Source organism: Dissulfuribacter thermophilus (assembly GCF_001687335.1).
Lineage (GTDB): Bacteria > Desulfobacterota > Dissulfuribacteria > Dissulfuribacterales > Dissulfuribacteraceae > Dissulfuribacter > Dissulfuribacter thermophilus.
This window is the reverse complement of sequence record NZ_MAGO01000010.1, coordinates 1-12,901: the sequence shown is the minus strand read 5'-3', so window position 1 is coordinate 12,901 and position 12,901 is coordinate 1. Positions and strand designations below refer to the sequence as shown.

Annotated in this window: 10 protein-coding genes; 3 read left to right on the top strand and 7 right to left on the bottom strand. The window is 39.5% G+C overall.

Annotated features, from left to right (window positions below):
* Positions 1–293 precede the first annotated feature (293 nt).
* The 7 genes from DBT_RS12745 to DBT_RS08975 all read right to left on the bottom strand — a co-directional run bounded on the left by DBT_RS12745 (position 294) and on the right by DBT_RS08975 (position 10,206).
* Entirely contained in the window at positions 294–2,042 is a 1,749-nt protein-coding gene (locus DBT_RS12745; RefSeq protein ID WP_279614880.1) for a sigma-54 interaction domain-containing protein, read from the bottom strand.
* A 30-nt stretch (positions 2,043–2,072) separates the two neighbouring features.
* Positions 2,073–3,152 carry a sensor histidine kinase gene (locus tag DBT_RS09000; protein ID WP_161939954.1) on the bottom strand — a complete coding sequence of 360 codons (1,080 nt, stop codon included), beginning with the start codon at positions 3,150–3,152 and terminating at the stop codon, positions 2,073–2,075.
* A gap of 65 nt (positions 3,153–3,217) precedes the next feature.
* On the bottom strand, positions 3,218–4,867 hold the full coding sequence (locus DBT_RS08995) for an ATP-binding response regulator (protein ID WP_067619461.1): 1,650 nt from the start codon (positions 4,865–4,867) through the stop codon (positions 3,218–3,220).
* Between the two features lie 3 nt (positions 4,868–4,870).
* The gene (locus DBT_RS08990) at positions 4,871–5,821 is read right to left on the bottom strand and encodes an ABC transporter substrate-binding protein (protein ID WP_067619458.1); all 951 of its coding nucleotides are present in this window, start codon (positions 5,819–5,821) and stop codon (positions 4,871–4,873) included.
* Between the two features lie 2 nt (positions 5,822–5,823).
* Complete coding sequence (locus tag DBT_RS08985; RefSeq protein WP_067619455.1) at positions 5,824–7,770, bottom strand: TonB-dependent receptor plug domain-containing protein; 1,947 nt, start codon at positions 7,768–7,770, stop codon at positions 5,824–5,826.
* Positions 7,771–8,127: 357 nt separating this feature from the next.
* Positions 8,128–9,375, bottom strand: coding sequence for a multiheme c-type cytochrome (locus DBT_RS08980; protein WP_067619452.1), 1,248 nt, complete (start codon positions 9,373–9,375; stop codon positions 8,128–8,130).
* Positions 9,376–9,483: 108 nt separating this feature from the next.
* Complete coding sequence (locus tag DBT_RS08975) at positions 9,484–10,206, bottom strand: ATP-binding protein (RefSeq protein ID WP_067619449.1); 723 nt, start codon at positions 10,204–10,206, stop codon at positions 9,484–9,486.
* Between the two features lie 75 nt (positions 10,207–10,281).
* On the opposite strand from DBT_RS08975, the gene DBT_RS08970 reads away from it, so the two are divergent.
* From DBT_RS08970 to DBT_RS08960, 3 genes are all read left to right on the top strand, one after another.
* Positions 10,282–10,914, top strand: a complete 633-nt coding sequence (locus tag DBT_RS08970) for a TIGR04282 family arsenosugar biosynthesis glycosyltransferase (protein WP_161939953.1) — start codon at positions 10,282–10,284, stop codon at positions 10,912–10,914.
* Between the two features lie 599 nt (positions 10,915–11,513).
* The gene (locus DBT_RS08965; RefSeq protein WP_067619443.1) at positions 11,514–12,497 is read left to right on the top strand and encodes an SDR family NAD(P)-dependent oxidoreductase; all 984 of its coding nucleotides are present in this window, start codon (positions 11,514–11,516) and stop codon (positions 12,495–12,497) included.
* Positions 12,498–12,514: 17 nt separating this feature from the next.
* The coding region (locus DBT_RS08960; protein WP_141674267.1) for an aminotransferase class I/II-fold pyridoxal phosphate-dependent enzyme at positions 12,515–12,901 on the top strand (387 nt) is incomplete at its 3' end.

Below are 12,901 nucleotides of genomic sequence, written 5' to 3'. Positions count from 1 at the left end.
TTTTTGATACATTATTTTGAGACATTGATACACTATTAGGGAAAACAATTCGTTTTGTATAGTAGGAAGAAGGTAGAAGGTAGAAGGAAGCCCTGCCAGTACAAAAGCCAGAGGCAGGAGAGCGAAGTTGTCAAAAAAAAGTTCAAGAATCAAAGTTTTCTTCCTTCAACTCAACACTTAAAACTCAAAACTCAAAACTTTTAAAGCTCTTTTCCTTCAACTCAAAACTCAACACTCAACACTCAAAACTTTTATATGGGGGGTGACGAATTCGTTCGTCATGAAAGTTTGGGTCAATGCATATTCTTTTGTAGGTATCTATAGAGCGATGCCCTAGATATACCAAGTAGAGAAGCTGCCTGTTTTTTATTTCCCCCTGTTTTAATGAGTGCTTCTTTTACTGCCTCTGGCGAAAGATTGAGAGGCCTTCTTCCTCTAGTCCTTGGAGTGCGATCAATCTCTATTACTCGGCTCTTGGACTTCAAGATGCTTGCTGGAAGATGCTCTGGCGCAATGACCCGTGTCTTACAGCGGACCAATGCGTATTGTATGGCATTTTGAAGTTCTCGTACATTGCCAGGCCAGTCATAGTCCCTTAGTATTGCCATTGCCTCTGGACTGATAACCATGTCTTCAGGCCTTTTACCTGTGGTTTTCAAGGCATCCTTAAGAAAATGTATGGCAAGGAGGGGAATGTCTTCCTTTCTTTCCCTTAGAGGAGGGATGGTTATGGGCAATACGCAAATCCTGTAATAAAGGTCTTCGCGAAATTCCCCTTTCCGAACCGCTTCTTTCAGATCTTTGTTGGTAGCGGCTATAATTCTCACATCGACGTTAATGGTCTTTTCACCACCAACCCGCTCAAAAGTACCGTTTTGTAACACCCTAAGTAGTTTTACCTGCATGGGTAGAGGGAGATCACCTATCTCGTCGAGGAAAAGGGTGCCCTTGTGAGCCAGTTCAAATCTTCCCCTTTTTTCCCTGATAGCCCCTGTAAATGCCCCTTTTTCATGTCCAAAGAGTTCACTCTCCAAGAGATTTTCTGGGATGGCTCCACAGTTTACAGGTACGAAAAGGTGATCTTTTCTGGGACTGAGGTGATGGATAAGTGAGGCCACGAGTTCCTTACCAGTGCCTGATTCCCCTAAGATCAATACTGGCACATTGCTTTTTGCCACATCCTCTATGAGGGCAAAAAGGTCTTGCATCCTGGGGTCCTTCCCTATCATGCCATGGAACGAGGTGGAGGGCGTGAGCAGCCTTCTAAGCCTGAGTTCTTCGGTGATGTCTCTAAAGGCTGCTACAACTCCAAGGGGTTTCTTATTTGGCCCCTCTATAGGGAAGAGATTCATGGTTATGGTGCGTTTTTTGCCATCCTTGGATACTAAAGATACGGAATACTCCTTGTCCAGTTCATCAAGGCCAGGGGTACCAAGCCTGCAGAATGAACATTTTTCTCCACAGAATTTCCCTGGAAAGACTTCATGACAGTCTTTGCCCAACACTTCTTCTTTGTTAAAACCCGTAATCCTTTCTGCTGCCCTGTTGAACAAAAAGATTCGTCTTTTGAGATCGTGGGCGATTATACCTTCATTAAGGCTTTCGAGGACTAGGTCTCCATGTCTTTTATATGTTACCAATGCATCTAGGTAGCCGTGAGAAAAGAGGTCATGGGTCCTCTCTAGGATCTGTCTAAGGTCTTCTTCTCTGGAATCCCCTTTTCCGTCTAGTTTCCAAGTGAGCATGGGTGGATTGCCTGGAAGCCTGGGATAGATATCTAATTCGTCTGTGTCTGAGAGATACACTACGAGATCAAAGGTGTGAAAATCAACTTGTTCCATGGAGTGCAACTGGGGGATTTCACCTAGTGAATGCTCTTTAAAAAAGCTTTTCAGTTTTTGGACATCAAATGATGAATTCCCGGAGGCGGCAATGGCATTCACCTCTCCACCTGAAACGGAAAGCGCCTTTGCAGCCGCTACTAATGAGGCCTCTGGTATTTTTTTTGATGCAAAAAGTATTTTTATGTTTTTTGGATTCATAGTTCCTAAAGGTTGTCTTTAAACAATAAGTTATTTGGCAGGTTTTGAACAGGGAAGGGTTATCATAAAGGTCGTGCCTTTGCCAGGTATGCTTTTTACTGAGATATCCCCATTAAAACGCTGTATAATGGAAAATGAAATTGAGAGGCCGAGGCCTGAACCATTTTCTTTTGTGGTAAAAAAAGGATCAAATATCTTGTCAATCACGTCCTGCGATATACCTGTTCCGTTGTCCTCTACAGAGCAAATAGCGAGGTTTTTGTCTTTTTTTACTGAAATCTTTATTTCTCCACTGGAATCCATGGCATCTACCGCATTAAAAATAAGATTTGTAAATACTTCTCTTAGTTCTGCAGGGTTTACTTTTACGTAGACGTCTTTTTTTAGATCTGTTTCTATAGATATATGTTTTCCCCTTTTTTTGGGTTCATGATACCATTTTGCCTTGGTCAACAGTACAGTTTCCCGGACAAGTTGTGCCAGTTCAACGACCGTTAGGTCTATGTCCTGTTTTCTCCCCATAGAATTTAGGCGATTACAAACGGAGATTGCATTTTCTAGGACATCTTCAAGTGCGTTGATGTATTCCATGGCCTTTTCAGGAGATGAGAGACTGTCTTTTAAAAGCATTAAGTGGACATTCATGGACTGGAGGAGATTGTTAAAGTCGTGGGCTACCCCAGAAGCCAGTTCACCTATTATTCGAAACTTCTCCGATTTTTTGAGTCGGTCCTTGAGTTTGTGCTTTTCAACTGCCTTTGCTATAGAGTGCAGTAGATAGGAGCTGTCAAAGGGCTTGGGGATAAAGTCATCTACGCCGTGTTGTAAAGATCTAATGGCATTTTCGATCTCAGTGTAGGCTGTCAGCATTATAACCGGTATGTCCGGATAGATGCTTCTAAGCTCTGTTAAAAAATCTAAACCGCTTCCGTCAGGAAGATTGATGTCTAGTAAGATTACATCAGGGGTGGTGGAATGGAGTTTTTGATAGGCCTCTGCCAAGGTGAGAGCAGTATCGACCTCAAAGCCGTTTATTTCCAAGAGTTTTTTGAGTATCTTGACTGTATCTTCAAAGTCTTCAATCAAGAGTACGCGATCTTTGATTCCCAATGATGGGCCTCCAAACTCCATTCTTTTTAAACGTTGTGTTTTTATTAAAAATTTTTCTCAATATATTATATGTACTCATATCTAAATTTTAAGGGGATTTTTACAGTAAATTTTGTACCTACCCCTAGATTCGATTCCACTCTTATATTTCCATGGTGGTTTTGGATTATTGCGTTTACAATGGCTAGACCGAGTCCAGTACCTTGCTTGCTTTGATGGGCCTGATAAAATGGTTCAAAGATATGAACGATATCTTTTGATGAGATGCCGATTCCATTGTCTTCAATCGAAAAAACAACATTTTCCTTTTCCACATTTCCTTTAATAAATATTTTCCCGTGGTCGTCAGTGAATTTTAAGGCATTACTCAATAAATTAAAACAAAGATCGTGGATTTTTGCAGCGTCACATTCAAGTTCCAAATCATCGGGAATATCTACAGAAATTATTCGATTTTTTTGTAAACTTTTTAGTTCGCTTATTACCTGTAAGATTATATCTTTTAGTTTAATCGTATTTACTTCCAGTGGTAAATTATTAGAATCAATCCTTACAATCTTTAGCATATCTTCGACTATTTTCTGCATGTTTTTACAGTTTTTTCTAGCTGCTTCAATTATTTCTTGCATTTCTCCAGACATGTTATGTCTAAGATAGGTGTACATATAGTCGAGATTGGCTTTTATCGCTGTTAGAGGGGTACGTAATTCGTGAGAGGCAGTACGTAGAAAAGTAGTTTTTGCATCATGCATTAATTTCATTTCATGATATGCTTTTTCTATTTCATCTCTGGCAGCGGTAAGCTCAGCTACTGTGTTTCTCAACGCCTCGGTCCTTTCTCTTACTTTTTCTTCAAGACTTAAATTTACTTGTTCAAGTTCTCGATTGGCCAGCTCTAGGGCCTTCTTGCTACTCAACACTTGATGAATCATTTTGTTAAACGCCTCTGCCAATTCTCCAATTTCATCTCGTGTTGAAACATTTACTGAGTCTGGAATTTTGCCTTGCATAACCTGAACTGTAGCATTCTTTAATTTAGAAAGGGGACGGGTAATCATTATTAACATTAGAATTGTTATAAATAAAGATATTATTGCAATGGTCATTATTATAAATAACGATTGAATCGTAGCATATTTGAGATTTTTATTTATCCTATTTAAGGATATACCTATGACTACTTTTCCAAGATAAAAATTTTGATCTTTGATTATAGGTGTGTCAAAAAATAATGCTTCCTTATCAGGAAGAGGTTGTTCAACTACCGGACTCATGGATATTAGTAAATTGGAAAAGTTAGAGATATTATCTATTATAATTGGATTTTTTAGGAAGAGCTTATTGCCCATATAAAAGTTTTTTGAATATTCCTCAATTTTTTTGTGTAATTTTTGTATTTTTTTATTTGATAACTCACCTGAGTATACCAATATATTCCCTTTATTGTCCTCTATCCATGAAAATTTAATATCTCTTACATGGCCAAGGGAGTCAATGAGCTTTTTGAGTTCTTTTTTATCGTGTGTTATAAGTCCATAAACACTATTGGCTGCAAGATTTGTTGTAAGAGCTGTAGCAAGTTCCTCTGCATCGCTCAAAAGAAGAACTTTTTGATTATGTAAGAAAAAAATGCCAAGGCTTATAAAACCAACACTGATAATAGATGAAATAAGTAGAATAAATTTTGAAGTTAATTTGGACTTGATTGGAGCCATACTTTAATATTCAATGACTTTAAATTGATGTAGAATATCTCTTTTTATATTCAAACCAATGACTTTAGCAGTTCTAATATTTAGATATACAGTATAAAAATTAGGATATTCTATCTTATGATCTATATGCTCTTTTCTAAGCAACTTTAAACTCAATAGAGCAGTCTGTCTGCCAATTGAACTAAAACTAGAATCTAGAGAAAAAAGTGCACCAGAAGCGGTAAAATTCTTGGATAATCCAACAAAAGGTCTTTTAAATTTTATGCTAAAATAGATTATTCTTGGAGTAATAATGCTATTAAAGACATTTGGATCTGGAATTGCTATTATTGCCTGGACTTTTTTGATAAATGGCTTGAATTGTCGTTCTATATCTTTTTCAGTATTAAGTTTTAATCCAAGAAAGTCAAATCCCATTTCATTTGAAATTCGATGGAGTCTGTCTGCATGATGTAGTCCTTCATTGGTATATATTGTCCCTACAAGTCTTGTTTCAGGACAAATGCGTGTCAATTCTTTTAATATTTTTTTATATGGAACATCTAAGGCTACTCCATATGTTTTTTGCGCATTTAGAATTTTTTCATTAGGATCTAATACCATAGTAAATACTTTTAATGTGTTGGGGAATAGATTTATAGCTTTAATTGTAGCCTCTGTTCCAATGGAAATTATTAATGAAGGTAAAAAAGTCTTTTTTAATTTTTTTAAAATCAGTAAATATTCTTCGTCTATAATAATATGCATTATTTTTGCTTTTGAATATCTTTTAATGATTTCTTCTACTAATGCATGATATGCCTCTAAATATGATTTATGGTTGCTGGATATTATTATGAGTATCTTTAAATCACTATCTGGCTTGTTTGCCTGAGGATATGCCTTACTGGTAATCAGCAAAGACGTGAGTGTTATTAATATAAAAAGTATCTTTTTTAGATTAAAATTTGTCATATTTAAAAGCTATATTTTATTTGAACAGTTACCGCAGTCGAAGCAGTATAACCAGTTGGGTTCTCTGAGTGGGTGCTATGAAATAGATTGTGAATAGCTCCTACCAAACTCCATTCTTTATCTATTGGTTTATATCCAAAGGAAAGGTCTGCCAAAGTAAAACTTTCTAGTTTTTGCCAACTAGGGGAGGGGGCCAGTAGACCATAGATGTAGTTTAAATCATTTGACGGCAGGAGGGAGTGCGATAGGGCGTTTAAAATTTCAAATGGCTTTACTGAGTCTGTATAGTCAGATTTATCCTGCCAATGGACTCGTAAATCTATCCAGAAATCATTGGTAAATTCATATCTGATTTCTCCGTTTAGTTGATTTGTAGGGACAGGACCAAAGGTCAAAAGATCTTTTTTTTGCTTCCAAACATAGCTGTAGTTGGTCTTAAAGAGTATATTAGCGTTAATCCTATAGTTCCATTCAAGCTCAAAGCCATATTGATACATGTCATACTGATTGCTAAATGAAACATTTAACCTATTGTTCTTCAAAAAAACATTCGTATCTATTAACTCTCTGTACTTGTTGAAGAATGCCGCGACTGTAAGTGAGGACACGGACGGATTGTATATTTGGTACGCAATTTCAGCACTTGTTAGTACTTCAGGATCCAATTCCCTGTTGCCTGTTTGGCTCATGAATTGCAATTTTGAATCTATATAATTTTGTAGATATGAGGGGTACTTGAATGCCCTTGATATGGTAAACCTCAAGGATTGTGATGGGGTTATGGCAAAGACTAGACTAAATCTGGGGGATATAGCGAAACCTGCTTCGCTATGATGGTCAATCCTGAGCCCAGTAAAAAAATTGGTTTTATTATCGATTTTCCACTTATCTTCGGCGAAGATGCTAAAAAGCAGCTGTTTGTGCCACCTGTCATAGGAAGTGGCTTGGAGATTTGCAAATCTTGTTTCAAAACCGTAGACAAATTTATGTACATTAAGGGTTGAACTGTGTTGTACGAGTAGATTTAAGTTATCAAAATACCAGTTGATTCTGTCAAAGAAGTTAAAGTCTCCAGATGTATCAAAGTGTCGCCACCATGCATCGATTGTTAAATCATTGTGATTGAGTTTTGTTCTAAAAAAGCCATCGAATCCCTTTTGATAATATGGAGACAGTGAGGAGGAAGGAAAGAACAAGATCTTTCCATTGGAAAATCCAAATGAGAAATCGAGGTCAGAATTTGGGCTAAAATCGTATGTGGCCTCTCCAGATAATATGAGGAGTTCTTCAACTGGTTTTTCGTGATCTGCACTGAAATTTTTTCTCCTCCAAGAACCAAGAAGTTTGTAGGCAAATTGTCCATTTGTTTTTCCAGTGCTAATATTGTACATTTCATCGCCAAAGGTGCCCTGTGATATAGAAACAGTTGTGTCATTATAGGCTTCTGGGGGGCGGCTTATTATGTTGATGATTCCTGAAAAGGCATTTGAACCATAGAGGACAGATCCTGGCCCTCTTATTATTTCTATACGTTCTATGTCGTCTGGAATTTCCGGTATTAGTGAACATTGATTGGTATTTCTAGTAGGCGAAAAAATAGGCCTTCCATCTACCAAAACGAGTACGTTGCTTGCCTGTAGGCCATTAACGCCTCTTATTCCAATGCTGAAATGTGATTCAGTGTTTTTAAAAAAATTGACTCCTGTAACGTATCGTAGCAATTCCGAAATTGAATTGTATCCGCTGTGAATTATGTCTTCTCTTGTAATAATTGAGGATGTGGCGGGAGATTCCAGGATATTTACTACTTGTCGTGAAGCACTTGTTACCTTTGGAATTTCTTGAAATAATAAAAACTCTTTAGCTTGACTATAGGCAAGTGCCCTTTGGGAATTGAGAAAAATGAGTGTTGTCAACAACAATTTGACAATTAAAAAACGACCATTCACAAGTTTCTCCTGGAAGGAAAGTGCAAAAAGTGCATACTTTTTAACCCAAAACTCATAAGTTGTGCAACAAAATTTGTGGTGGGGATTTAGTGCATAGAAAGTAAACAAATTACACTAATTTCTATATGAATAGTCATCTGCCCTTATCTTAGTGGATCGCAGCCTGATTCGGCCTATACTAGACTGTTGTCTTATCTTGAAGGTCCTTGTGATATACGGCTAACGCCTGTGTTCGGTACAAACCGGAAATGATCCCAATCCAATTGGATAGGCATGGAACTGTTGTATTTAAGGTAGGTCAAAAAAAGAGGGGGCCTAAGCCCCCTCCGCTCAATAGTTTAACCAATGTCCTACAGCCTATTTTTTAGCGTGACTCTCTCTCATCTCCTTTGCCAATTCCTTTATTTCGGCGAGATCCTTCTTTAACTTTGCATAACCATACCAGGTAGCATAGTCGGGGTTCATGTGGAATGTTGCCTGAAATGCCTTCATCCTGTGATCCATGAACATCTCGTAGAGGATTTGTTCAATCTTGGTATCAACTTCGTAGAAGGCCAAGAGGTCTGGATAGGCATATGCCTGTCCGGGTTTCTTTTTAATAATGCCGTCTTTATAGAGACCGGCTACTGTCTCGATGGCTTCGGCAAATAGCTTATCAGCTTCCTTTAACATGGCATCGGCGTTCTTGAAGTTTGCATCGACAAAGTTTTTGTCATGACACTTAAGGCACACAGTCTTGATGCGAGCCCGTTCTTTGTCAAATTCTTCCTTAGTGAGTCTTGCAACCTTGCCTGCCTTTACAATATCCAGCCTACCAGTGGGATTGCCATCTGGATCGAGCACACCGAGCCCTTTCAAAATAGTGAGCCTGTAGTTGAGCCATTCCTTGTCCTCTTCAGGGAGTCTTACACCGAGGAATCCCCATGCAGTAAAGACCCTGTGGTCACCTTCAGGCATGTGGCAGTCCTGGCATTTTGGCACTCTAGACCTGTTTTTGGGGTCAATGTCTCTTAGCATGAGATAGGTCACACCATGTTTGGAGCTGGACCACATCTCCCACTGTGGATGGTCGAATCCCATATGGCAGGTCTGACAAGCCTCAGGTTCGAGGGCCTCTTTCTTGGAAAAGGTGTGCCTTGTATGACAGTTCTGGCAGTCCATGCCGTATTTGTAGTACTGTCTATCCTTATCTTCCCGGGCCTTTTCATCGAGAAGACCCAAGGTGTGGCAGCCACCGCATCCTTTCTGCCCAGCAATAAATGCCTTTGGTTGCATGTGGGTAGTTGGCATGGCGTTCATGGCAATCCTTCCAAGGGCATGTTTGCCTGATAGATACTGATCTGCCTGTTTTTTGTGGCACTTTTTACAGGTGGCGATTGTTGGAAGTTTTGCCTTGTCAGCATCTGCAGCGCTCATATGAGAGCTGCCATGGCAGCTTTTACAAGTGAGAGTCTTTGACATCTTGCCCCGGTTAAAGTCCTTAACTATGCCAGGAGTGATTTTGACGTGGCACTCCTCGCATTTAGATGGCCTCGCCATTGACGTTGGCGGATTAAGTAGGATGATAGCCAGAAAAACCCCTACAAATCCCATAAACTTCCTCATACAAAATCCTCCCTTTTTTATTTTTATTTGCCTAAATCCTGCAATGGCAAAGTTTGCCCAACATGCATGGCAGAAGGAGCGTAGTCACGCTCCTTTGCCACGCAGGATTTAGGTACTAAGTTTTTGGCCTTTGATGCCGATTACTACTGTGTTAGTAGGTATGCTTACGCCTGCCTCCTCCATGGCCATCTCCACCAGTCTTGGCATACCAGAGCAGCAAGGTACCTCCATGATGACGTTCGTAACGGATCGAATAGAATTCCTTTTAAATATTTCTATAAGCTTTTCTTTATAAAAAGAGATATCGTCAAACTTCGGGCAGCCCATTAGCAGGACTTTTCCCGGTAGCATCTCCTGATGAAAGGCCGGATATGCTGCTACTGTACAGTCAGAAGCAATGAGTAGTTCTGCATCCTTTAAAAATGGAGCCTCTGGATTGACGAGGCGAAGTTGGATTGGCCAGTGGCTCAGGGCAGATTCTTCAAGTATTGTTGGCCGTGAAAAGTCTTCACAGGTCTTTTTAGGTGCGTCCCAGGACTGAGTCATGGTCGAAGGACATCCGCAGGCCATTGGCTTTTGCTCCTTCATTGTCTTGAGCCGCTCTTCAACAGCCTCCTCGTCAAAATCTTCGGCAACTCTTTCAACTATCTTAAGTGCCCCTTGAGGACATTCTCCAAGACATGCCCCAAGTCCGTCGCAGTATCGTTCGGCAACTAGTTTTGCCTTACCATTTATGATCTCAATTGCTCCTTCTTCACAGGCTGGGACACACTGGCCGCAGCCATTACAGAGCTCTTCATCTATTTCAATAATTTTTCTTAGGATTTTCATGGCTAATCTCCTGATTTTGGAATTTTATTTTTATGATATGTTGTTTTGAACTAGAATCCATTGATCTATGTCAAGGTGGAGTCATTGTTTAATAGGTGTTCGGTAATAGTTTTTTCTAGATTACCTGTAAGGGGAGCTGTAAAAAGGCGTCTTGCAAGAGAAATTGGAGAAAAGGAGGCCTTTTCGTGCTTTAAACGACTATATATTGATTCATTACAAGAGGTTTTGAAAGTAAACGCGAGCCGATTTTTGTTTTTAACCCCATACCCTGAGGATTTTTCAACTTTTACCGGGAGTTGGCCATTAGTAAATAACTTTAGTGTAAAGGCCCAAGTTGGCGATGATCTTGGCCAGCGTATGAAAAATGCCCTATTAGAAATATTTAAAATGGGTTTTGAAATAGGGGTCATTGTGGGGACAGATGTGCCAGATTTAAGGGCATATCACATTGAACAGGCATTTAAAAGGCTCCTCTATCAGGATATCGTGTTGGGACCATGCGAGGATGGTGGCTATTATCTAATAGGCGTAAGGAGTGGGCTTAGAGATTGGCAAGAGTTGTTTCACGAAATTCCGTGGGGAACCAGCGAGGTATTTGAGCGTACGATTTATAAGGCACAAAAAATGGGCTATAAAATTCATGTCTTAGAAATGTTATACGACGTTGATCACTATGAGGATGTCATGCGGTGGAGGCAAAGTGAATGACTGTTAAAAGACAGAGTGATAGCCGTCGTCTTAGGAAAGACGGTAATAATAATTTCTGGTTGGTTCCCAGATAAGAGACGGAGGCGGTGATATGATAACATCTATAGGGTAGGACGTGTTATGGTGTACCTAAAGGTTGTACCTCATGTTAGCTTTTTATGTTAAGATTAATGAAAATTAATATTAATGATATGACTTTACCTATAAAAAATGATTTGTTTACATATTAGGATTATTTATTTCGGCTATATGACCCCAGATTATGCACTTCAAATGCCTGAGGAAAGTAATTTTTATGAGTTATTGCATAGTTAGCATGCATCTTTTCCCGTTGTGCCTTCACCCAAAAGGTGAAGTTCAATCCGTGATAAATCTTCAGGCATTTGAAGCCGCAAGGGGCTCGCAATTTTACCGAGGTCTTTTTGTTGTAGGGCACTTGAAGTACCAAAGTACGTCTGCGTGCCCTCTGCCTCGCATCTTCGGCAAACTTGCGAGCTGCATAATTCGGGATGATATAAAAAAATAACCGATCGTGTTCCGTTATGGAGCTTTTTAACGGGAACAGATAAGTGCGAAAAATATAAGGAAAGAAACTAGTTATGAAGATACTTATCACAGGTGCAGGGGGATTTATAGGGTCTCACTTATGTGAAACATTATTCGAACATGGATATTCAGTAAAAGCGTTCGTCCATTATAATTCTTTTGGTTCATGGGGTTGGTTAAATACATCCAAATATAAAGCAGATATAGAGGTCGTCTCTGGTGATATCAGAGACTATGACAGTGTAAGATCAGCCGTAAAAAATGTCGATGCAGTTTGTCATCTGGCAGCCCTGATCGGGATTCCATATTCCTATAAGTCGCCACTAGCCTATATTAAAACTAATGTGCAAGGTACCTATAATGTACTTCAAGCCTGCCTAGAGCTGGGAGTGGAAAGAATTATTCATACTTCCACAAGTGAAGTCTATGGTACTGCGCGGCAGGTACCAATAAAAGAGAATCATCCTTTACAGCCACAATCCCCTTACTCTGCCTCAAAGATAGCCGCAGATCAATTGTGTCTTAGCTACTATTATAGCTTTGATCTTCCAGTGGTCATTGCACGCCCCTTTAATACTTATGGACCTAGACAGTCAACTAGAGCAGTTATTCCAACTATAATTGCTCAATTAATGGACCAAGGTTCTGATGCCATTATCAAGCTCGGAAATTTGACACCCACGAGAGATTTAAATTTCGTCAAGGACACAGTGAGTGCTTATGTCTCATTAATAGAAGCACATCTTTCTGATGTGGCAGGAAAAGTGTTTAATATTGGAAGCGGCAGAGAAATTTCCATATATGATTTGGCACACCTCATTGCGAGATTGATGGGAAAAAAATTACAAATAATTCAGGAAGACGAAAGAAAAAGAAAAACTGGAAGTGAAGTAGAGAGACTCCTATGCGACAGTTCGCTATTTAAAAATATTACTGGCTGGAAACCAAAATTTTCTTTAGAGGAGGGCCTTGCTATTACTATATCGTGGTTTCAGAAAAATTTTCACATTTATGATTCATCAAGATATCACATATAAAGTACTGCTATGGGTTGATGGAACTTGATGCACCATACATAGGAATTGATGAAGAAAAGGCCGTAGTTGAGGCCCTGCGGTCAGGTTTTGTTTCGTCCGTTGGTCCTCTAGTGCCAGAGTTTGAAGCGGCCATGGCAGCACGTTTAAATGCTAAAAGGGCTGTTGCTGTTCAAAGCGGAACTGCAGCGCTTCATCTTGCCTTACATGCATTAGGTATTGGACCTGGAGATGAGGTAATTGTACCTTCACTTACCTTTATAGCCACGGTAAATGCGGTACTATATGTCGGTGCCAGACCTATTATTGTAGACGTTGATCCTATTACTTGGTGTATAGATCCTATCGAAGTTGAGTCTGCAATTACATCCAAGACCAAGGCGATTATTCCAGTACATCTGTATGGT

Coding starts and splice junctions, on each gene's coding strand:
- DBT_RS12745 (WP_279614880.1), bottom strand. CDS start 2,042: ATGAATCCAAAAAACATAAAAATACTTTTTGCATCAAAAAAAATACCA.
- DBT_RS08995 (WP_067619461.1), bottom strand. CDS start 4,867: ATGGCTCCAATCAAGTCCAAATTAACTTCAAAATTTATTCTACTTATT.
- DBT_RS08990 (WP_067619458.1), bottom strand. CDS start 5,821: ATGACAAATTTTAATCTAAAAAAGATACTTTTTATATTAATAACACTC.
- DBT_RS08980 (WP_067619452.1), bottom strand. CDS start 9,375: ATGAGGAAGTTTATGGGATTTGTAGGGGTTTTTCTGGCTATCATCCTA.
- DBT_RS08975 (WP_067619449.1), bottom strand. CDS start 10,206: ATGAAAATCCTAAGAAAAATTATTGAAATAGATGAAGAGCTCTGTAAT.
- DBT_RS08965 (WP_067619443.1), top strand. CDS start 11,514: ATGAAGATACTTATCACAGGTGCAGGGGGATTTATAGGGTCTCACTTA.